Below are 21,278 nucleotides of genomic sequence, written 5' to 3'. Positions count from 1 at the left end.
CTGGCTTGAGGAGCGGCTATCCCGGCTTCGGCCGGGCGGTCCCCGGTGCCGGACGCGAAACCGCTTCCCATGATCGCACCGAGTCGACGATTCCGCACGGGATCGGCCCGCCCATGACCCAGGAGGTCGACAAGCCTCAGGGCAAACCTCAGGGCAAGGCTCAAGGTCCTTGGGGCAAGCTCGGCGGCGCCGGGCTCGGCCTCGCCGTCGGTGGCCCGCTCGGAGCGCTGATCGGCGGCGTCGCAGGCCACTTTCTGGTCGACCGGGTCGGTGCGCCCTTCGGCCCGACGCCCCGCGACGTGGTGTTCACCACCGGGCTGGTGGCCTTGGCTGCCAAGATGGCGAAATCCGACGGCGTCGTGCTGCCCTCCGAGGTCGAGGCCTTCGGCCGGGTCGTTCACGTCGAAGACTCTGCGCGGGCTGGCGTCGAGCGCCTGTTCGATTTGGCGAAGAAAACCACCGGCGGCTTCGAAGCCTACGCCCGCCAACTCGCATCAACCTTCGGCGAAGAGCCAGCCCTCCTCGAAGACGTGCTCGACGGCCTGTTCCAGATCGCGGCCGCCGACGGGGCGCTCCACGAGGCCGAGGAGCGCTACCTGCGCGCCGTCTCGAGCATTTTCGGCTTCGACGAGGCGGCCTTCCAGCGCATCGCGGCCCGGCACGTGCGGCTGCCGGATGATCCCTACGCGGTCCTCGGGCTCGACCGGGAGGCCGACGAGACCGCCGTGAAGGCGCGCCACCGTCTGCTGGTGGCCGAGCATCATCCTGACCGGGCGCTCGCCCGGGGCCTGCCCGCTGAGGCGGTGACCATCGCCACCAAGCGGCTCGCCGCGATCAACGCGGCCTATGACCGGATCGTGCAGGAGCGCGGGTAGGGTGAGCCTCGTCCCAGACAGCCCCCTCGCCCGCCGCGTCGCGCCCTCGCCGAACCATGGCGAGCGCCGCGGAATGCGGCCCGACATGCTGATCCTGCACTATACCGGCATGGACAGCGGGGCCGCTGCGCTGGCGCGGCTGCGCGATCCGCTGAGCGAGGTCTCGGCCCATTACCTCGTGTTCGAGGATGGCGGTATCGTCCAGATGGTGCCGGAGGCGCGCCGCGCCTGGCATGCCGGCCGGGGCGCGTGGAAGGGCGTCACCGACCTCAATTCTCGCTCGATCGGGATCGAGATCGTCCATCCGGGCCATGCCGGCGGGCTGCCGCCCTACCCGGAGGCCCAGGTCGCCGCGGTGATCGCCCTGGCCCGTGATATCCTGGGACGCTGGCCGATCCCGCGGGAGCGGGTGCTCGCCCATTCCGATGTGGCACCCGAGCGCAAGGAGGATCCGGGCGAGACCTTTCCGTGGGCTCGCCTCGCCGCCGAGGGCGTCGGCCACAGCGTGCCGCCAGCCAGCCTGCGGGACGGCCGGTTCTTCGCCCAGGGCGATGCCGGCCAGCCCGTAGAGGCGCTGCAGGCGATGTTCGCGCTCTACGGCTACGAGTTGCCGGTGACCGGGACCTTCGACGCGCGCACGCATGCGGTCGTTACGGCGTTCCAGCGCCATTTCCGGCAGGCGCGGGTGGACGGCGTGGCCGACGCCTCGACCATCACCACCCTGCGCGACCTGATCGCCGCCCTGCCGGCACAGGGCTGAGAACCCCGGGGTTTCCAAAGGGCTCAGCCCTTTGGCGGGTGATCAGGGCGGAGCCCTGATGCTCTACGGCTCAGGCCCGGTGGGCTCGCGCCTCGTGGCCGTGCGCCGGGCTGGTGGCGACCGCCGGGGCGTCGGTGCGGGTGCGCCACAGGCTGTAGAGCACGCCGATCGTCAGCAGCGACAGGGTGACCACCAGGGAGACCCAGGGCTGGACGTGGATCAGCCCGAACGTGTCGGCGACCACGATCTTGGCGCCGATGAAGATCAGGATGAAGGCCAGCGCGGTCTTGAGATAGGCGAACCGGTCAACCATCGCGGCGAGCGCGAAGTAGAGGGCGCGCAGCCCCAGGATCGCGAAGATGTTGGAGGTGTAGACCACGAACGTGTCGGTGGTGATCGCGAAGATCGCCGGCACGCTATCGACGGCGAAGATCACATCGGCGCCGTTGACCAGCACCAGCGCCAGGGCCAGCGGGGTGAACCACAGGGCCTTCCGGCCGGTGGCCGGGTCGGGCCGGCGCACGGCGAAATGCTGGCCGTGCAGCTCGGGGGTGACCCGGAACGTCTTCTTGATCCAGCGCACCACGGCGCTGTTCTGGAAGTCGCCCTCCTCCTCGGGCCCCGAGAACAGGATTTTTAGGCCGGCGAAGATCAGGAAGGCGGCGAACAGCGACAGCACCCAGTGGACTTGGTGCACCAGCGCCGCGCCGAGCCCGATCATCAGGCCGCGCAGCAGCACGGCGGCGAGAATGCCCCAGAGCAGGACCCGGTGCTGGGCGGCGCGAGGGATGCCGAGGGCGGCCAGGATCATGGCGATGACGAAGACGTTGTCCATGGACAGCGACTTCTCGACCACGAGGCCGGTGACGTATTCCTCGCCGGCCTGCGGCCCGAGATACCACCAGATCCAGCCGCCGAAGGCGAGGCCCAGCGCCAGGTAGAAGCCGGTCAGCAGCAGGCTCTCCCGCACGCCGATCTCATGCTCCTTGTCCCGGTGCAGCAGCCCGAGATCGAAGGCCAGCAGGGATGCGACCAGGGCGTGAAAGCCCAGCCACATCCACAACGGCTTACCGAGCCATACGACGGTGAGGACGTCCATCATGTGCGGGACCTGATGCGATTCCGGAAGGAAAGCATCGGCTCCGACATCACGGGCGCTGAACAGCGCCCGCCAGAGGGGCCCGCAGCCGATAAGGGCGAGTTAAGCGGGTGAACCGGGCGATTCAAGGGCACGGACGCGGCGGCCGGATGATCCCGCGTCTCACGCTTCCCCGGAGAGCTTCATCAGCAACAGGCCCGAGACGATCAGCGCCGCCGCGGCGATCCGCAGGGGGCTCGCGCTCTCGCCGAGCATCAGGATGCCGAGCAGGAAGGCGCCCACCGCGCCGATGCCAGTCCAGACCGTGTAGGCGGTGCCGAGCGGCAGGCTGCGCATGGCGAAGGCCAGCAGGACGAAGCTGCCGAGGGCGGCCACCACCGTCACGACGCTCGGGATCAGTTCCGTGAAGCCCGCGGAGCGCTTCATCGCGTAGGCCCAGACCACCTCCAGCAGGCCGGCGGCGAGCAGGATCAGCCAAGCCAAGATGGGTGCCTCATGTCGGAGTGTCGGCGACCGGTGCGCCGCCGGGCCTCGCCGCGGGACGCTCGCCCAGGGGGCGCTCCTCCATGTAGGCCAGGAATCCGAAGGCCGCCACCAGGCCGAGGCAGGCGGCCAGGAACACCGAGCGGAAGGTCAGGGCGAGCTGCGCGGGGTCGGCGCCGCGGATCAGGCTCTCGACATCGTGCCCGGTCCCGGCGGCACCGCCGAGCACGATCGTCCCGAAGGCGGCCACGATCAGCGCGCCGCCGAGCGAGCGGAAGAAATTCATCGCCGCGGTGGCGATGCCGAGCTGGTGCGGCTCCACCGCGTTCTGGATCGCGATGGTGGAGAGCGGCAGGATCGTCCCGATCCCCATGGACAGCAGCGCGAACAGCACCTCCATCAGCCAGAACGGCAGCGCCCGCCCCTCCAGGGCGATGACGGCGCAGCAGACGATGCTGAGGCTCATCATGGCGAGCGGCACGCGCTTGTAGTGCCGGAACAGCAGCATCGACCGGCCCGACAGCGTTGCCCCGGTGACGGTGCCGACCATCAAAGGCACCAGGGCCACGCCGGATTCGCTGGCGGTGAGGCCGATCACGCCCTCGAGGAAGATCGGCACGTAGATGGTCAGGCCGATGAAGGTGCCCATGGCGAAGCAGGCGGACAGGGTGGCGCTGTAGACCACCCGGTCCTTCAGCACCTCCGTGGGGATCAGCGGCTCGGCCGCGGTGGCGAGGCGCGCGGCGAACAGGCTGCCCAGCACGGAAGCCAGGGCGAGCAGGCTAAGCACCGGTGCCGAGCCCCAGGGATAGCGCACGCCGCCCCAGCTCAGGGCCAGCAACAGGGTGGTCGAGCTCAGGATCAGCAGGATCGCCCCGGGATAGTCCAGCGTGTGGCGGCGCTCGTTGCGCGGCAGCAGCTTCAGCTTGGCGTTGGTCAGCGCGAAGGCCAGGAAACCGATCGGCAGGTTGATCCAGAAGATCAGCGACCAGTGCAGGTGCTGGGCGAAGAAGCCCCCGAGGAGGGGCCCCGCCACCGAGGCCGCCACGAACACGCCGGCGATCACCACCTGGTAGCGGGCCCGCTCCTTGGGCGGCATGATGTCGGCCAGGATGGTCTGCGACAGGGCGATCAGCCCGCCGCCGCCGATGCCCTGGAGGCCCCGGGCGAGCGCCAGGGTCACCATGGTGGGGGCCACCGCGCAGGCGAGCGAGCCGAGCACGAAGGTCGCGATGGCGATCAGCAGCATGATCCGCCGGCCGTGGATATCGGACAGCTTGCCGTAGAGCGGCGTGACCGCCGTGGAGGCCAGCAGGTAGGCGGTGACGATCCAGGGCAGGTTCGCGGCGTCGCCGAGATCGAGCCCGATGGTCGGCATCGCGGTCGCCACGATGGTCTGGTCGAGGGCCGCGAGCAGCATCGCGGTCATCAGGCCGAACACGATCGCGCGGATCTCGAGCGGGCTGAGGCGCTCCCGGGCGGCGGCGGGGGCCGGCTGCGCCGAGAGCCCGGTGACGGCGATGGGACGACCCACGTGTCTGACCTCTGGTCCGGGCTGCACGGCCGTTCGCATCCGGTGCGGATGATGGCTCGGCACGAAGGAGGGTGTGCGTCGACGGCCCTCACGCGGAGGTTGCCGATCTACGCAAGGCGAAGAACGGAGAAGAACTTATCTGTGGGTGGGTTTGGTTCCCACCGCATTGCTGGTGAGCCTGCATGGCGCGCAGCGCACGGCTCCTCCTTCTGCCCCTCCCCGGCCCTTCCGCCTTGACAGGCATGGGCGGCCTGCCGCTTTCCAGGCGGATGCCGGACGACATCAAGGATACCGCCCAAGAGATCGCAATCGTGGGCGGCGGGCCGGCCGGGTTGGCCGCGGCCGAGGTGCTGGCGCAGGCCGGCCGCGCGGTTACGGTCTACGACCGGATGCCGTCGGTGGGCCGCAAGCTGCTGATCGCCGGGCGCGGCGGCCTCAACCTCACCCACAGCGAGCCGCGCGCGGATTTTCTGGCGCGCTACCATCCCGCCGGCCACCTGGACGAAGCCATCGCGGCCTTCCCCCCGGAGGCGCTGCGGGATTGGTGTGCGGAGCTCGGCGAGCCGACCTTCGTGGGGTCGAGCGGGCGGGTGTTTCCCACGAGCTTCAAGGCGTCGCCGCTGCTGCGGGCCTGGCTGGCGCGGCTCGACCGCCTCGGCGTCCGGATCCGCACCCGCCACCGGCTCACGGCGATCGCCGAGGGTTTTTTTCAGTTCGAGACGCCGGATGGCGCCGTCAAGATCCGGCCCAAGGCCACTTTACTGGCGCTCGGCGGGGCGAGCTGGCCGCGGCTCGGCTCGGACGGGCGCTGGGTGCCGCTTCTCGAAGGGCTCGGCGTGGAGGTCACGCCCCTGGAGCCGGCCAATGCCGGTTTTACGGTAGCCTGGTCCGACCTGTTCCGGGAGCGGTTTGCCGGCGCACCGCTCAAGCGGGTGGCGCTCGCCTGTGACGGCATTGCCGTGCGGGGCGAGGCGGTGATCACCGAGGCGGGGATCGAGGGCGGGGCGGTCTACGCCCTGTCGCGCATCCTGCGCAACGCGATCACCGCGCGGGGAAGCGCTCGCCTGATCGTCGACCTGCGTCCCGACCTGACCCGGGACGCTCTGGCCCGCCGCCTCTCTGGCGCCCGGCCGGGGGATTCGGCTGCGACCCGCCTGCGCAAGGCCGCAGGACTCTCGCCGGTGGCGGTGGGCCTGCTGCGGGAGGTGGCGGACGCCCTCCCAGCTAAGCCCGAGGCGCTGGCCGGGCTGATCAAGGCCGCGCCCCTCGACCTCGTCGGCTCGGCCCCGATCGAGCGGGCGATCTCGACGGCCGGCGGGGTGCGCCTCGACGCCCTCGACAGCCGGGCCATGCTGCGCGCTCGGCCGGGCCTGTTCCTGGCCGGCGAGATGCTCGACTGGGAAGCCCCGACCGGCGGCTACCTGCTCCAGGGCGCCTTCGCGGGCGGCCGAGCCGCCGCCGCCGGGATGCTGGACTGGCTGCACGAGACCGGTGGCTAAGGCCACCGGCTCCGCTCACGGCCGGGTGCAGAACCCGACGATCCCCGAGGCTTCCGCCGGGCAGGCAGCCCCCTCCCCGTCATAGACCGGGGTGCCGACCTTGAGGCAGTGGGCGGTGACCAGAACCTCCTCGGCCGGGCAGGTGACGGTGCAGCCGCCCGCGCAGTCGGATTTGCGCACGGCCCGGAGGGCGGACGCGCCGGCCTCGCCCCTCGCCCCTGCCCCGCCGACCGGGCCGGGCTCGCCCTTGCTTCCGGCTTCACCCTTGAGCCCGGCTTCGCCCTTCGGCCCCTGATCTCCCTTGGACCCCGCTAGACCCGGAGCGCCCGGCTCGCCCTTGAGCCCCTGGTCGCCCTTCGGTCCCTGGTCGCCCTTCGGACCTACATCGCCCTTGGAACCCGCCTCGCCCTTGGGACCTGTCTCTCCGGGCGGACCCGCGGCGCCCTGAGGGCCGGGCGGACCCGGCGGTCCCTCGGCGGCGCAGTTCGCGACCACGGCCTCGCGCTCGTCCGGCTCGGCCTTGAGGGTCACCACGCAGGTCGGCGGCCGGTAGGGGACCCGGAAGGTGAAGCGCCCGCGCCGGTCGGCCTGGATCGAGATGTCGTCGTCCAAGACCACGATCGCCCCGGGCTTGCGAACCGAGCCCGAGATCCGCAGGTCGCCGGCCTCGATCCGGGCGTCGTAGACCATGATCGGCTGGCTCGGGGCCTGCGCGTGCCGGGGCCGCGGCCTGGCCTGGCGCGAAGGCGCCTCGGCGGATGGGGCGGGGCCGGGATCCGGCGGCTGCTGGGCTGAGGCCGCTCCGGAGAGGGCGAGCAGGATCGTCAAGGCGAGGACTGGGCGCATGCTCGGACCGTGTCGGCCGCGTCAGGCGCGGCGCACGACTTGTGGTCTCGGCTCGCGGACTCGGTCAACCGTGGCTTTGGTCGCGGGCGGCCCGGCCGATTCCACAGGCGTCCACATCCATCCACAGGCCAAGCCGCTGTCCAGGCGTCCGATTCAGGTGCCGTGCGAAATCGGTTTGAACATGTTCCTGTTATGTTCTTATCGTCCGGCATGACCGGAGCACGCGGAGATGGGGCTGGACCCTGCGAACCAGACCGGGCGGGACCCCGCCTCCGGCAGCCCCCGGGAGCGGCTGGCGGCCCTGCGGGCGCGCCTCGCGGCTCCGGGCGGCCCGGCGGCGGCGCGCTCGGTCCTGCCGCTGGGCCTGACGGCGATCGACGCGCATCTGCCCGGCGGCGGCCTGGCCCTCGGGCCGCCGCACGAGATCGCCCCGATGGAGCCCGCGGACGCGGTCGCGGCCCTGGGTTTCGTCCTGGCGCTCTGTGCCGCCCAGCTCGTCCTTACGCAAGGCGCGGCGCTGATCGCCGCTGCGCCGAACCAGCCCCTGCCCCATGGTCACGGCTTGGCCGGACTCGGCCTCGATCCGGCCCGGCTGCTGCTGCTGGAGGCGGGAAGCGACGCCGAGGTGTTTCGCGCGCTCGAAGCGGCGCTCCACGCCCGCGCCCTGCCAGTGCTGGTTGGCCTCCTGGCGGACGGCTTGCCGCTGAAGCCCGGTCGGCGCCTGCAGCTCGCCGCGGAAGCGGGCGCAGAGGGGGCCGCGCCGCCGCTCCTGCTGATCCTGCGCTCCGCCGAGGCCGGGCTGCCCAACGGCGCCGCCACCCGCTGGCGGATCGCCTCGGCCCCGGCCGCCCGGGACCGGTTCGGCACCCTGGACAACCCGCGCTGGCGGGCGCGGCTCGAGCGCTGCCGCAACGGCCGCGGCGGCGACTGGCTTCTGGAGTGGGACCATGCCGCGCATCGTCTGCGTCTGCCTGAGCCACTGGCCCGTGACGCGGCTGCGGCGGGCCGGTCTCGCGCCTGACCGAGGCCCGCTCGCGGTGGCGGCCGAGGGCCCCGGCGGCCTGCGCCTCCTCGCCCTCGACCCGGAGGCCCGCGCCCTGGGTCTGCGGCCCGGCGAGCCTCTGGGCCGGGTCCGGGCGCGGATCGGCGTGCCGCTCCAAGTCTATCCCGCCGATCCCGACTCCGACCGGGCGGCGCTGCTGCGCCTCTGCCGCTGGGCGGAGGGCTACGCCCCCGTCGTGGCGCCGTTCGGGGCCGCCGAGGCCGCGGACGGGTTTTATATCGACGTTGCCGGGGCGAGCCATTTGCGCGGCGGCGAGGGCCCCCTCGTGGACGACCTCGCCGGGCGCCTGGCGCGGTCGAACATCCCCGCCCGGATCGCGCTCGCCGACACCCCCGGCGGCGCCTTCGCGCTGGCCTGCTACGGGGCCTCCGATCGGGTGATCGTACCCCCCGGCGGGGCCGAACCGGCGCTGCGGGCGCTGCCCGTGGAGGCGCTGCGCCTCGATCCCGGCACGGTCTCGGGCCTGCGGCGGCTCGGCCTGCGCCGGGTCGGCGAAGTCGATGCGCTGGCCCGGGGGCCGCTGGCCCGCCGCTTCGGCGAGGCCCTGCTGCTACGCCTCGACCAGGCGATGGGCCGCCGGCCGGAGCCCCTGGCGCCGCTCACCGAGGAGGCCGCGTACCGGGCCGCCCGGGGCTTCCTCGACCCGATCGGCCGGCAATCGGACATCGTCGTCACCGCCCGGCTGCTGATGGCCGAGATCGCCCCCCGGCTTGAGCGGGACGGGGTCGGCGCCTGCGCCCTGCGCCTCGTGCTGCACCGGGTCGACGGGGTGATGCGCGTGCTCGATCTCGGCCTGTCCCGGCCCGAGCGCTGCCCCGAGCGGGTCGCCGCCCTGGTCTCGCTGCGCCTCGACCGCCTCGGCGCCGGTCTCGATGCCGGCTTCGGCTTCGAGACCGTGACGCTCACCGTCACGGTGACCGGCGCCCTGTCGGCCCGCCAGACGGAGCTCGGCGCGGCGCCCCAGGGCGACGGGATCGACGCCCTCGCGGACGCCCTGACGCAGCGCCTCGGCCGGCCGCTCCTGCGCCTCGGGGCGCGGGCGAGCCACATCCCGGAGCGGGCCGCCCACACCCTCCCCTGGACGCTACAAGGTTCAGACAGCGCCTCGCGCAGGTCGCGACAGGCTCCCTCTCCCGTGCGGGAGAGGGGAGCCGTGCCTCGATCGGCTTCGTGTGAGGCCGACACCCCCTGGACCAGCGCGCCCAGCTCTTGGCCGGACCACCTGCCGCCCCGGCCCCTGGTGCTGTTCCCCCGGGGCGAGGCCGCCCTCGACGTGTTGTCCACCGTGCCCGAGGGGCCGCCCCGGCGCTTCCGCTGGCGCGCCCGGATCCACGCGATCGTCCATGCCGAGGGGCCGGAGCGGATCGCGGCCGAGTGGTGGCACGCGCCGGGCGCGGCCCGGGACTATTACCGGGTCGAGTGCGAGGCCGGCCGGAGGCTCTGGCTCTACCGTGACGGGCCGCACGCCCCCGGCCGTCCGGCCGCGTGGTTCGTCCACGGGGTGTTCGCGTGAGCGATCCCGCTTATGCCGAACTCGCCCTCACCACGAATTTTTCGTTTTTACGCGGCGCCTCGCACCCGCAGGAATACGTCGTGCAGGGGGCGGCCTACGGGCTCAAGGCACTCGGGATCGCCGACCGCAACACCGTGGCCGGGGTGGTGCGGGCGCATGCGGCGGCGCGGGCCCTGGAGGCGGAGGGGTTGAAGATCCACGTCCTGCCGGGCGTGCGCCTCGTCACCGAGGACGGGTTCGAGGCCGTGACCTATCCCGTGGACCGGCAGGCCTGGGGCCGCCTCTGCCTGCTGCTCACCCGGGGCAACCGGCGCAGCCGCAAGGGCGAATGCCGCTTCACCTTTGCCGAGATGCTGGAAGCCGCCGAGGGCCAGATGTTCATCGCGATGCCGCCGGGCCGGCGCCTGCGCCCCCCGGACGGTTTTCTGGGCCGGCTCGAAGCCCTGGCCGCGGCCGCCCCGGGCCGGACCTGGCTCGGGGCGAGCCACGCGCGGCGCGGCGACGAGCGCCGACGCCTCGGCCTCCTGGCCGAGCTGGGCGAGACCTACGGAGCGCCCATGGTCGCGGTCTCGGACGCGCTCTACCACCATCCCGAACGGCGCCCGCTCCAGGACGTGGTGACCTGCATTCGCGAGCGCTGCCGGATCGGGGAAGCCGGCTACCGCCTGGAGGCTAACGCCGAGCGCCACCTGAAGCCGGCCTCCGAGATAGCCCGGCTGTTCGCCGACCACCCGGAGGCGCTGGCCCGCACGGTCGAGATCGCGCAGAGCTGCAGCTTCTGCCTGTCGCAACTGCACTACGAATATCCCGACGAGCCGGTGCCGCCGGGGCGCACGCCGCAGGAATATCTGGAGGAGAAGACCTGGGAGCGGGCGCTCTGGCGCTATGCCGGCACCATCCCGGCCGCAGTCGAGGCGACGCTCCATGAGGAGCTGCGGCTCATCGCGAAGATGGAATACGCCCGCTACTTCCTGACCCTGTTCGACGTGGTCGAGTTCGCCCGGAGCAAGGGGATCCTGTGCCAGGGCCGCGGCTCGGCGGCCAATTCCGCCGTGTGCTTCTGCCTCGGTATCACCGCGGTGGACCCGTCCAAGCACCGGCTGCTGTTCGCCCGGTTCATCTCCGAGAACCGGGGGGAGCCCCCCGACATCGACGTCGATTTTGAGCACGAGCGCCGCGAGGAGGTGATCCAGCACCTCTACGACCGCTACGGCCGGGACCGGGCCGCCCTCTGCGCCACAGTGATCCATTACCGCCCGCGCATGGCGATCCGCGAGGTCGGCAAGGTCTTGGGGCTCACCGAGGACGTGACCGCGGCGATCGCCGACACGGTCTGGGGCTCCTGGGGCAAGGACGTGCCGGACAAGCACGTGCGCGAGGCCGGCCTCGACCCCGACAACCCGATGCTCCGGCAGGCCCTCGATCTCGCGCACCAGCTGATCGGCTTCCCCCGCCACCTGTCGCAGCATGTCGGCGGCTTCATCCTGACCCGCGGGCGCCTCGACGAGACCGTGCCGGTGGGCAACGGCGCCATGGCGGACCGCACCTTCATCGAGTGGGACAAGGACGACATCGACGCGATCGGCCTGATGAAGGTCGACGTGCTGGCGCTCGGCATGCTGACCTGCCTCAAGCGCGGCCTCGATTTTCTGGAACGGGACCACGGCGTCTTCTACGAGACCCTGGCCGACCTGCCCCCGGAGGATCCCGACACCTACGCGATGCTGGCAAAGGCCGATTCGGTGGGCGTGTTCCAGGTCGAGAGCCGGGCGCAGATGTCGATGCTGCCGCGCCTCAAGCCGAAGGCGTTCTACGACCTCGTCGTGCAGGTGGCGATCGTGCGCCCCGGCCCGATCCAGGGCGACATGGTCCATCCCTACCTGCGGCGGCGCTCGGGGATCGACCCGGTGGTCTATCCGGCACCGCATCCGGATCACGGGCCGGCGGACGAGCTGCACACGGTGCTGCACAAGACCTATGGCGTGCCGCTGTTCCAGGAACACGCGATGCAGATCGCCATCACGGCGGCGGGCTTCACTCCGGCCGAGGCCGACGGGCTGCGCCGGGCGATGGCCACCTTCCGGCATGTCGGCTCGATCGGCGGTTTCGAGCAAAAATTCGTGGGCGGCATGACCCGACGCGGCTACCCGGCGGATTTCGCAGAGCGCTGCTTCGCGCAGATCAAGGGCTTCTCCACCTACGGCTTTCCGGAGAGCCACGCGGCGAGCTTCGCGCTCCTGGTCTACGCCTCGGCCTGGATAAAGTGCCGCCACCCGGACGTGTTCCTGGCCGCGATCCTCAACGCCCAGCCGATGGGCTTCTATCAGCCGGCCCAGCTGGTGCGCGACGCCCGCGCCCACGGGGTCGAGGTGCGGGGCGTCTGCGTCAATGCCAGCGCCTGGGATTGCACCCTGGAGCCGGCCGGAGACCCCAGGCTGCACGCGGTCCGCCTCGGCCTGCGGCAGGTGAGCGGCCTGCCCGAAGCGGCGATGCACCGGCTCGTCCGGCTGCGCGCCAACGGCTATGCCAGCATCGAGGGGCTGCAGGCGGCGCTGGCGCTGCCCCGCAATGCCCTGGAGCGCCTGGCCGAGGCCGACGCCTTCCGGTCGCTCGGCCTCGACCGGCGTGCTGCCCTGTGGATGGTGCGCACGCTCGAGGGCACCTCCTCCCGCAAGGCCGCCAAGGTGGACGCAGCCGAGCGCCGCGGCCACCTGCTCGACGCGCCGCTGCCGCTCTTCGCCTGGCACGCCGATGACGGCCTGTTCCGCCACGAGCCGCAGGTGGATTTGCCGGCCCTGCCCCTGTCCGAAGCGGTGGCCGAGGATTACGCCGCCACCGGCCTGTCGCTCCAGGGGCACCCGGTCGCGTTCTTCCGGGGCCGCCTCGCCCGGATCGGCGCGATCCCGGCCCGGGCCCATTGCGATCCGGCCCTGCCCCAGGGCGCCCGGGTCACGGTGGCGGGCCTGGTGCTGATCCGCCAGCGGCCGGGCACCGCCAAGGGCGTGGTGTTCCTGACCCTGGAGGACGAGACCGGCATCGCCAACGTGATCATCTGGAAGGCGGTGTTCGAGGCCAACCGCCGGGCCGCCATGCAGGCCCGGTTCCTCGCCGTGCGCGGCCGGGTGCAGCGGGCGAGCGGCGTCGTCCACCTGGTTGCCGAGGGCTTTCGCGATCTCACGGAGTCCCTGCGCGACCTGCGTGCCGCTGGGATGCGGCTGCCTCCCGAGACCACGGATTTCGGCGCGCCCCCGGACCGACGGATGTATCCGAGCCGGGATTTTCACTGAGGGGTTGCGTGAGGGGCACGCCATTCATGCTCATGCGCGCGCCCTCACACAGCTGACAGGGTGGAATCCGGCGCTTGGTATCGTCCCCTGTCGACGCACCATGCCGTTCGTGCGCGATGCCGCCAGCGCTTGCTGAAAGCAGTGATTTGCCAGCCGCCGTCCAAGATTGGCTGGAGGCGGCAACCGGGCCTTGACCTTTCGTCCCGGAACGGGCGTTCCGTCTTTGAAAATTTCACGGGCCTATTTTTCGCAATATCCATGTGAGATATATTTGATATTTTTGCCAAAATGCTCGCTAATCAGAAATGATAATGCGAACTATATTATATAACCGTGGGATGAATAGATATATTTGGCTTAGAGTCTTTATAGTCCTTGTATATTTTCTATCGATGAAGCGTGCGTGGCTCGAAACAAATCGACAATAACAGCCGCATCGGATTTTTTATCCATGTCGCTCGCTCTAGAAATGAAATACAAGCGATGTAAATCATCTACGTTATGCGAATTTATCGCATTAAATGTAAAATTATTACTGTTGCGCGGCTTCGAATACAGTGTAAAAGTGCGATATTAGACAGACAGTCATCCTATAACTTCGGTCTCTCGATGGACATGCCGACGCCCACTGGCCTCGCCACGGAACATGATACCCCCCATGTCGCGACGCTCGCACGGTTAGCGCAAGCGCTTGGCTGCACACCCGACCGCTTCCTTGAGGAGGCTCGTGCGGACACGGGGAAGGACACCACGCAACTGATCCAAATGTGGCTCGCGATCCGAAGCCCTGCGAGCCGAGAGGCGGTGTTCGCTTTCGTCAGCAAGATTTTGCGTTCAGAGACGGCTGACGGTCACCAGGGTATCGATGTGTGATTGCCGACGACCGCCTCCCTTGCGACCACACCATGCGGGGGACCGGGCACACGCTGTCGGTGGCGGGCTGCCGCAAACCCGGGTTGTCGCGTCCGACCACCATGTGGCGTGGAAGGGGCCATCACCGGCTTCGGTCCCGGTCGGCGGAATCTGAGCGCAGCGAGCGCTCCCGCCCTGAACGCGTGGAGCCCGTCTGTGTCTGACAGCAGGCTTTTAGCCGTCCTCATCGCGGAGGCCGACGAACTCGTCCGTATGGTCACAGCCGACATGCTGGCGGATGTTGGTTTTCAGACCATAGAGGTCAGCACGGCCACTGAGGCACTGGCGGTGCTTCAAGGGTCGGTGACCGTGCGCATGCTGATCACGGGGCGGGGCATCGTGGGGGATGGTGTTGCCCTCGCACACCTCGTTCACCACCGTTGGCCCGATGTCGGCATTCTCGTCACCTCGGGGGCCGGAGCGGATCTGCAGCGCGCGTTGCCGCCGGGCACACGCCTGCTCAGCAAGCCATACGTCTTTGCAGACCTCATCCAAGAGGTGAAAGCCGGCCTCGCAAAGGAACAGGACGAGCCATCAACCGCTCCCGTCTTGCCGAGTGGAGTGCCGCCTCACAGGGGCGCTAATCTAGGCAACGGTGTGGGAGCCGTTGCCGGTCCCGCGACCGAGCCGGACAAGACGTGACCTCTCCCTTCATGACAGCCAATCTGCACGTCCTCCCTCGATAGGGTTCCTGCTTCGAGCTCATTGGCCTCCTCCGATGCTCCGGGAGCGATCCGGTGGCGCTCTTGGGGGCCCCGGCGGCCTCGGGGATGGGGCGGTGCATGCGTCCTTGGCCGACATTCGGGTCCCCACGGGGTCCCGCGTCCCTCGTGCTGGGTCTTCTTGGGCCATGCCCCGGCGCCATCGGCGGGTGGGGACGATGGCGCGTGTCCGGGTGCGTCATCCTGTCTGCCGGATTAACGCGCCAAAATGCACCGCCCCTGAACCCTTCGCAGGAATCGGCCGTTTAGGTCCCGGTCTGCGAGCCCGCAGGCCTGAGCCGATTGCCGGAGGTGACGAACGCCGGGCACGGAAGAGCAGGTTCGATGGAACAACCCGACGCTTGGCATCTGACAGACCGGCTGGATACCGCACCGGGAAAGGGCGATCCTTTCGCCGCCGCTGTCCGCGCCACGCGGATGGCCATGATCATCACCAACCCGCGCCTGCCCGACAACCCGATCGTCTTCGCCAACGACGCGTTCCTGCGGATGAGCGGCTACGAGCGCGCGGACGTGCTCGGCCGCAATTGCCGCTTCCTCCAGGGCGAGCACACCGATCGCGGCGCCGTGGCGCTGATCCGCGAGGCCGTGGAGGCGCAGCGGGACATCGCCATCGACCTGCTGAACTACCGCAAGGACGGCTCGTCGTTCTGGAACGCCCTGTATCTCAGCCCGGTCGCCAACGAGGCCGGCGAGGTGCTGTTCTTCTTCGCCTCGCAGCTCGACGTCTCCGACCGGGTGGACGCGCATCTGCGGGTCCAGCAGGAGAAGGACCATTTCGAGGCCGAGGTCGCCCGCCGGACCCGGGACTTGACCGAGGCCCTGGCCACCCAGACCATGCTGGTCCACGAGGTCGATCATCGGGTCAAGAACAACCTCCAGATGATCGCGGCCCTACTCGCCATGCAGACCAAGGCGATCACTGACCCGGCCGCGCGCACCGCCATGGAGGCGATGCTGACCCGCGTCGAGGCCCTCGGCACGGTCCACCGCCGGCTCTACCAGTCCAACAATGTCGAGCGCTTCGATGTCGCCGAGTTCGCCCGCGACCTCGCCACCGATCTGGTGCGCGGCTCGGGCCTCGACCGCATCCGCCTGCATCTCGACCTCGAGACCGTGGAGGTCCCGGTCGCCAAGGCCCCGCCCGTGGCCCTGATGATGAACGAGCTGATCACCAACGCGCTCAAGCACGCCTTCCCGGACGACCGCGCCGGCCGCCTCTCCGTGACGGTGGCCCCGGACGACCGCTACTTCACCATCAAGATCGCCGATGACGGCGTCGGCATGCCCGTTCAGGTCATGGAGCAGCGCTCCTTCGGCAAGCGGCTGATCGGCACGCTCTGTCGCCAGCTCAGTGCCAGCATCGCCTGGCAGGCGAACGACCCGGGCACGATCGTCAATGTCCGCTTGCCCCGCGAGATGGCTGCCACCCCGGAGGCCACATGAGCGAGCCGATGCGGATCCTCGTCGTGGAGGACGAGGCGCTGATCCTGATGCAGATCGAGATGATGCTGGAAGAGGCCGGCTACCGGGTCGTGGGCACCGCCATGAATGCGGCCGAGGCCATCGCCCTGGTCCACGAGACCCGGCCGGAGCTGGTGCTGATCGACCTGCGCCTCGGCGACGAGTCCTCGGGTGTGGACGTGGCCCATGCGGTGCGCGCCATCGGCGGCATCACGGCCGCGTTCATGACCGCCAATGCCCGGAGCCTCTCGGACGACCTGGAGGGCGCCACGGCGGTGATCGCCAAGCCGTTCACCGGCGCGGTGCTGGAAGAATCCCTGGCCTATCTCGAGGATTGCGTCCGCCGGCCGCCCCCGGCCGAACTGGTGCCGGCGGGGATGCGTATTGCACCGGCCCTGCTCAAGAGCTTCGCCCAGATGCGGCTCTGACGTCTCGCTTGTGTCGGAGCGGCGTCCACTTCGGCGGCGTGCGCTCTGGAACAGGCTGAACGCCATGCGTAGAGTGCTGGCCATGCCGATTTTCGCCGTTCGCCGCCCGCTCTTCCTCGCCCTCGCGGGCCTGCTTCTCCTGCCGGGTGTCGCCCGGGCGGAGCCGTGCGACGACCTCGCGCGCCAGATCGCCGGGGCGATCGGCGGCAAGGTCGGCAAGCGCTCCGGGCCGAGCATCGACATCCGCCTGGCCGGCCCGATCCGGTTCGACGTGACCTGCCGGGCGGAGCCGATCGTGCAGGCCACCTCCGCCGAGCCGAGCCCCTCGGCGGCGTTTTTCCGCGATCTCGCCGCCGCCTCCGAGCTCTTGGTCGGCGAGCCGGCCGCGCGGGTCGAGCCGATCATCGCCGACGCCTACCGGACCGCCCTGTCGGAGCGCCGCAAGTCGTTCATCCAACAGAACGGCTGGTCGGCCTCCTGCTACACCGACCCCGGCAGCAGCACGATGCGCACCCTCTGCTCGGTGGGCCGCATCCCGCCGCAATGAGCGTCGCTTGACCGGTGCGTCGGCCGGTCCGATCTTGGCATCATCACCCGGACGGAGTCCGTCATGACGGCCTCGGCAGCGGAACTCGCACCGCTCGATCTCCACCAGAGCTTCCAGGATTTCGTCGCCGCGCGGCCCGACGAGGAAAAGTGGGAACTCGTCGCGGGACGCTTCCTCATGCGGGCCCAGCCGAACATCGATCACCAGATCATCGCCGGCAACCTGGACCGCTTGCTGACCGACGGAATCGAGCGCCTGCGCCTCGGCCGCATTTCCGTGCAGAACCCGGCTATCGATCTGAGGCCGACGCTCGAAGGACATGTCTATGTCCCGGACGTCGCGGTCATCGACGCCGACGAGGTCGAGCCGGGCCGCAATGTGGTGTCGGCCTGCTTTCTCGCGGTCGAGATCCTGTCCCCGAGCGACCGACGCAAGCCCGCCGGCACGAAGAGTCCAAAGATCGCGATCAAGCTCTGCGGTTACGAAGCCCTGCCGACCTGCGAGGCGGTGCTGCTCGTCGAGCAGCGCGCCTTCGATGCCACCCTCTCGGAGCGGTCCGGATCCGCTTGGGTCCATCGCCGGCTAACCGACCCAGACGACCGGCTCGTCATCGCCTCGGCCGGGCTCGATTGCCGGCTGGGCGATGTCTACGCCCGCACCACGCTGGCGCGGGCGCGGCGCTGATCAATACTCGATCACGTCCTCGAGCGCGTAGTGCTTCACGGTCTTCCGGTTGGCGATCAGCTCGTCCACGGTGGGCTCGCCCTTGAGGGCGCGGGCGATGGCGAGCTTCGTCGCCTCGTAATTGGTCCGGTACAGGTCCTTGCGGTCGAGGTTGTCGTCCTCGGCGCAGCGCGGGTCGAGCCAGATCATGATGATCATGCACAGCTCGTCGAGCCCGTCCTTGGGCAGCACGCCCTCGATGATGCAATCCACGATCGCGTCGCCGGTGGCGGCCTGGACGATTCCGCCGAGCAGCTCGACATACTCGGCCGTGTGGATCGTCGCCTTGGTGGTCATCATCGTGGCCGGGCGTACCAGCTGGTTGAGGTCGCGCACCACGAACATGCGGGTGTGGCCCTGGACCTGCCCCATCATCGACGCGAAGGCCTGACCCACCGGCCCGCGCACCGAGCCGATCAGCACCTCGGGCATCGCGTCGGTGTATTGCCCGTCGGCTGCCAGCACCGTGGCCTCGCCCGTGCGGAACCAGATCTCTTGCATGTGTCGCGACTCCCCGATGTCAGGTCGCCCGGGGGAGACATCATCGAGGCGGCGGCGTCAATCGGTTCAGAGCAGGCCGACCCCGTCGAGCACGCCGACCATGGCGAACGCCACGGTCAGGCCGGACACGCCGTAGACCACCCATTTGTAGGCGCCCCGCACACGCTTTTCCTCCGGCAGGGCCCGGGTGGCGAGCAGGATCAGGAGGCCCAGCGCCAGCGGCAGCAGCAGCGCGTTCATCACCTCCACGGCGATGTTGAGCGCGACGAGATTCGTCACCAGCTGCACGGTGACCGCCCCCGCCACGACGACCAGGGCGAAGGTGCCATAGAAGGCCGGCGCCTCGCGGGGCGATTGTTCGAGGGAATGCGGTCGGCCGGTGACGTCACCGAAGCCCCAGGCGAGCGCCAGCGCGACGACGTTGAGGGCCACGAAGGCCGCGGCGACGATGCCGACCCCGAACACCACCTGCCCGAGCCAGGGGCCGAGCGCCGGCGTGAAGGCGCCCGCGAGGTCTCCGACCGTCTCGAGGCCGTTTTTGCTGCCCTGCCCGGCCTGACCGATCGTCGCGGCGGCCGCGATCAGGATCGCACCCATCACGCATTGCGAGATCACGGCCCCCACGAACGTGTCGAGCCGCGCATTCCGGGCATGGTCCCAGCCGAGGCCTTTGTCGACGATCGCCGATTGCTGGTAGAAGATCATCCACGGCATGATCACCGCGCCGATATTGGCGGCGATCAGCACCCGGTAGGAGCTGTCGCCGAGGGGTATGTGGGCAAAGGAGGCGACGATGTCGCCGGGGTTCGGCCGGGCCGCGATGGCGAGCCCGATGAAGACGAGCTCGAACAGCCCGACCGCGATCGCCACCACCTCGACGCGCCGGTAGCTCCCGGTGAACACCAGCCCAAGAAGCAGGGCGGCGGGGAGTCCGAGACTGACGAGACGCGGCACCGCGAACAGGTCGCCGATGCCGGCAATGCCGGAGAACTCGGTGACGATCGCCCCGATCCCGGCGACCACGAGGCCGGCATACGAGATCCAGGCCCAGACCGGCCCGTAATGCGCGCGGATCAGCTCCCCATGGCCGCGGCCGGTCGCCGTCCCTAGGCGGACCGTCAGCTCCTGGACGATGTACAGGATCGGCACGAGCAGGATCTGCAGCAGCAGCAGCGAGTAGCCCCAGCGGGCGCCGCTCTGAGCCGCCGTAATGAGGCTGCCGACATCCGTATCGGCGAGCATCACCACGATGCCGGGGCCCGCGGTCTTGAGCAAGGTGGACAGGCGAGGCAGGGAAGCGGCGTGCGGCACCGCATCGGAACAGTGGCGGGCGCGGGCCGTTCCGGCGGGAACCTGCGGCGTTTTCTCAGGTCTGGCAGGTTGGAAGGAGTCGTGATGGCCAAAAGTACGGATCGCGGAGGCGGCTGGAGCCTTCAGGCGAGCGCCGTCCCGGACGGGGTTCGGTTGGAACTCGCCCTCGCCGATCTCGGCGGCAGCCCGGTCACGGCGGCGATCGTGCTGGACCGGTCGGAGGCCCGCGCCTTCGCCCGCGCCCTGCTGGCGGCGGCCGGAGATGCCGCCGAGCGCACCTTCCCGAAGCCCGGGACCTGACCGGCCCTCGGATTCTAGAAAAGGATTACTGCTGGTTCAGGCCCGGATGGCGGCCGGGCAGGCGCGGCACCACCGTGCCCCGCTTCTCGATCGGCGCGTCGCAGGCATAGGCGAACTCGCTCTTCTGCGGATCGAACACGGTCTCGCCGGTGATCCGGCAATCCTCCCGCACGGTCTCGTCGAGATAGGCGCGGGCGGCGGTGCGGAACCGCTTCACCCGGCTCGCCGCCGGATCGGGATCGATCCGCACCTCGCTGAGATTGCAGCCGGCATATTCGCGCAGGGCGTTGGAGACGATCAGCATCCGGCGCAGCTGTCGGTTGTCGTAGACCTCGTAGGGCTCCTTGCAGCCGATGGTGACCACCTGCGGAGTGAGGGCGACGTAGTTCCGCGAGATATACGAGAACCCGGTGGTGCAGCCGGCCAAAGCCAAGCCGAAGCCAGCCAAGCCGATGGGCAGCAGAGCCGCGCGCCGTCGCATCCTCGTCATCCCAAGCCCAGTTCCAGCCCCGTGGCGCATTGAAACGGCCCCGCTTGACCAGTCAATGCGTTTGTCGCGTCGAACGGCGCTCAGCCCCCGAACGCGTCCCCGACGAGCCGGTGCACGTACCGAAACGCCTCCGTCGCCCCGGCGGCGGCGCGCGCCTCGCCATCGCCTGGAAGCGCGATCCGGTCGAGCGCGGCGGTGAATTGCCGCCAGTGCAGCCCGCGGCCGTCCGGATGCCCGGCGAGGTGGCGGGCGCCGTGGCCTTCCGAGAGGCCCAGCTTCCGGGCCTCCTTGAGCAGGATGGCCGCGCCGAGATTTGAGCCCTCCGCGACGTAGAGCCAGCCGAGCCCGGCCACGGGATCGATCGCGTCCCCCCGCTCCTTGGGCTCATCTGCGACTCGGCCGGTCACGTCGCGCAGATCCTGCGCGATCAGGGCGAGACGGCGCCGTCCGTCCAGATCGGGCAGGACGGGTCCGAGCGCGCCGTCGCGATAGAGCGGATCGACGCGTGTATGGAATCGGTATTGGACCTGAAGGAACAGCGCGTACCGCGCGAGGCTCGCGAAGGGTTCTCCCGCCATGACGCGCCGGTCGAGCTGATCATGGGCCGCCGCGGTCGCAGACCGCAGGCGCTTCACGCGGCTGCCCGACTCGACCGTATCGGATGCTGAAACGTCCATGTGACCCATATCTTGATGGGGCACTCGACCATCCGAGGCGGTCGAGGCCTATTCTGCTCAGGTCGAAGTCGGGACCTCGCCGTCCGGCACGCACCGTCATAGCGTCCGGACCATCCGATGCGATTCAGGTCACCGTGAGGCCGACCGGCAGACTGGGCAGGCTTGCGCGACAGGGCGTCTCGGCCCATCAAGCTTGGCCGGATCAGGCTTGCGGAACACTTGCGGAACGTTTAACCTGTTCGTG

20 protein-coding genes are annotated in these 21,278 nt (G+C 70.0%); 12 read left to right on the top strand and 8 right to left on the bottom strand.

Annotated elements, in window-relative coordinates; all coding sequences use genetic code 11:
- Positions 1-113: 113 nt before the first annotated feature.
- Complete coding sequence (locus tag BM228_RS07050) at positions 114-875, top strand: TerB family tellurite resistance protein (RefSeq protein ID WP_092038485.1); 762 nt, start codon at positions 114-116, stop codon at positions 873-875.
- 1 nt (position 876) lies between these two features.
- Positions 877-1,635 carry an N-acetylmuramoyl-L-alanine amidase gene (locus BM228_RS07045; protein WP_092038483.1) on the top strand — a complete coding sequence of 253 codons (759 nt, stop codon included), beginning with the start codon at positions 877-879 and terminating at the stop codon, positions 1,633-1,635.
- Between the two features lie 70 nt (positions 1,636-1,705).
- Here the strand turns inward: BM228_RS07045 and BM228_RS07040 are convergent, their stop codons facing one another.
- From BM228_RS07040 to BM228_RS07030, 3 genes are all read right to left on the bottom strand, one after another.
- A complete protein-coding gene (locus BM228_RS07040; protein WP_092038482.1) occupies positions 1,706-2,737 on the bottom strand; it encodes a TerC family protein in 1,032 nt (343 codons plus the stop codon).
- 159 nt (positions 2,738-2,896) lie between these two features.
- Positions 2,897-3,217: a quaternary ammonium compound efflux SMR transporter SugE gene (sugE, locus tag BM228_RS07035; RefSeq protein WP_092038480.1), complete on the bottom strand. Its 321-nt coding sequence runs from the start codon at positions 3,215-3,217 to the stop codon at positions 2,897-2,899.
- Between the two features lie 10 nt (positions 3,218-3,227).
- Positions 3,228-4,751: an MDR family MFS transporter gene (locus BM228_RS07030; protein WP_208611996.1), complete on the bottom strand. Its 1,524-nt coding sequence runs from the start codon at positions 4,749-4,751 to the stop codon at positions 3,228-3,230.
- A gap of 269 nt (positions 4,752-5,020) precedes the next feature.
- Here BM228_RS07030 and BM228_RS07025 point away from each other — a divergent pair, with 269 nt between their 5' ends.
- Complete coding sequence (locus BM228_RS07025) at positions 5,021-6,250, top strand: TIGR03862 family flavoprotein (protein WP_092038714.1); 1,230 nt, start codon at positions 5,021-5,023, stop codon at positions 6,248-6,250.
- A gap of 15 nt (positions 6,251-6,265) precedes the next feature.
- On the opposite strand, the gene BM228_RS07020 is transcribed toward BM228_RS07025, so the two are convergent.
- Entirely contained in the window at positions 6,266-7,096 is an 831-nt protein-coding gene (locus BM228_RS07020; RefSeq protein WP_092038478.1) for a collagen-like protein, read from the bottom strand.
- 229 nt (positions 7,097-7,325) lie between these two features.
- Between BM228_RS07020 and BM228_RS07015 the strand changes: the two genes are divergently transcribed.
- The 8 genes from BM228_RS07015 (at position 7,326) to BM228_RS06975 (ending at position 17,716) form a co-directional block, all read left to right on the top strand.
- On the top strand, positions 7,326-8,117 hold the full coding sequence (locus BM228_RS07015) for an ImuA family protein (protein ID WP_092038476.1): 792 nt from the start codon (positions 7,326-7,328) through the stop codon (positions 8,115-8,117).
- Positions 8,044-9,672 (top strand): DNA polymerase Y family protein, encoded by a 1,629-nt coding sequence (locus tag BM228_RS07010; RefSeq protein ID WP_244537052.1) that lies wholly within the window; start codon positions 8,044-8,046, stop codon positions 9,670-9,672. Before BM228_RS07015 ends, BM228_RS07010 begins: the two co-directional genes overlap by 74 nt.
- Complete coding sequence (locus tag BM228_RS07005) at positions 9,669-12,959, top strand: error-prone DNA polymerase (protein WP_092038474.1); 3,291 nt, start codon at positions 9,669-9,671, stop codon at positions 12,957-12,959. Before BM228_RS07010 ends, BM228_RS07005 begins: the two co-directional genes overlap by 4 nt.
- A 1,068-nt stretch (positions 12,960-14,027) precedes the next feature.
- Positions 14,028-14,513 carry a response regulator gene (locus BM228_RS06995; protein ID WP_092038471.1) on the top strand — a complete coding sequence of 162 codons (486 nt, stop codon included), beginning with the start codon at positions 14,028-14,030 and terminating at the stop codon, positions 14,511-14,513.
- A 404-nt stretch (positions 14,514-14,917) separates the two neighbouring features.
- Entirely contained in the window at positions 14,918-16,039 is a 1,122-nt protein-coding gene (locus BM228_RS06990) for a histidine kinase dimerization/phosphoacceptor domain -containing protein (protein ID WP_092038469.1), read from the top strand.
- Complete coding sequence (locus BM228_RS06985; RefSeq protein WP_092038468.1) at positions 16,036-16,485, top strand: response regulator; 450 nt, start codon at positions 16,036-16,038, stop codon at positions 16,483-16,485. The genes BM228_RS06990 and BM228_RS06985 overlap by 4 nt, the downstream gene beginning before the upstream one ends.
- An 82-nt stretch (positions 16,486-16,567) precedes the next feature.
- On the top strand, positions 16,568-17,032 hold the full coding sequence (locus BM228_RS06980) for a hypothetical protein (protein ID WP_092038466.1): 465 nt from the start codon (positions 16,568-16,570) through the stop codon (positions 17,030-17,032).
- A 63-nt stretch (positions 17,033-17,095) separates the two neighbouring features.
- On the top strand, positions 17,096-17,716 hold the full coding sequence (locus BM228_RS06975) for a Uma2 family endonuclease (RefSeq protein WP_092038465.1): 621 nt from the start codon (positions 17,096-17,098) through the stop codon (positions 17,714-17,716).
- Here the strand turns inward: BM228_RS06975 and fae are convergent, their stop codons facing one another.
- Together fae and BM228_RS06965 are read right to left on the bottom strand one after the other, a co-directional pair.
- A complete protein-coding gene (gene fae, locus BM228_RS06970) occupies positions 17,717-18,256 on the bottom strand; it encodes a formaldehyde-activating enzyme (protein ID WP_092038463.1) in 540 nt (179 codons plus the stop codon).
- A gap of 66 nt (positions 18,257-18,322) precedes the next feature.
- Positions 18,323-19,567, bottom strand: coding sequence for an NRAMP family divalent metal transporter (locus BM228_RS06965; protein WP_208611995.1), 1,245 nt, complete (start codon positions 19,565-19,567; stop codon positions 18,323-18,325).
- Positions 19,568-19,651: 84 nt separating this feature from the next.
- Here BM228_RS06965 and BM228_RS06960 point away from each other — a divergent pair, with 84 nt between their 5' ends.
- Positions 19,652-19,867 carry a hypothetical protein gene (locus BM228_RS06960; RefSeq protein ID WP_092038462.1) on the top strand — a complete coding sequence of 72 codons (216 nt, stop codon included), beginning with the start codon at positions 19,652-19,654 and terminating at the stop codon, positions 19,865-19,867.
- A 25-nt stretch (positions 19,868-19,892) separates the two neighbouring features.
- Here the strand turns inward: BM228_RS06960 and BM228_RS06955 are convergent, their stop codons facing one another.
- Both BM228_RS06955 and BM228_RS06950 read right to left on the bottom strand, forming a co-directional pair.
- Positions 19,893-20,348 carry a hypothetical protein gene (locus tag BM228_RS06955; RefSeq protein ID WP_092038460.1) on the bottom strand — a complete coding sequence of 152 codons (456 nt, stop codon included), beginning with the start codon at positions 20,346-20,348 and terminating at the stop codon, positions 19,893-19,895.
- Between the two features lie 89 nt (positions 20,349-20,437).
- Positions 20,438-21,034 (bottom strand): biliverdin-producing heme oxygenase, encoded by a 597-nt coding sequence (locus tag BM228_RS06950; protein ID WP_092038459.1) that lies wholly within the window; start codon positions 21,032-21,034, stop codon positions 20,438-20,440.
- Positions 21,035-21,278 lie beyond the last annotated feature (244 nt).

Source organism: Methylobacterium pseudosasicola (genome assembly GCF_900114535.1).
Taxonomy (GTDB): domain Bacteria; phylum Pseudomonadota; class Alphaproteobacteria; order Rhizobiales; family Beijerinckiaceae; genus Methylobacterium; species Methylobacterium pseudosasicola.
The sequence above is the reverse complement of the archived record's forward strand: the minus strand, read 5'-3'. Positions and strand labels throughout refer to the sequence as shown.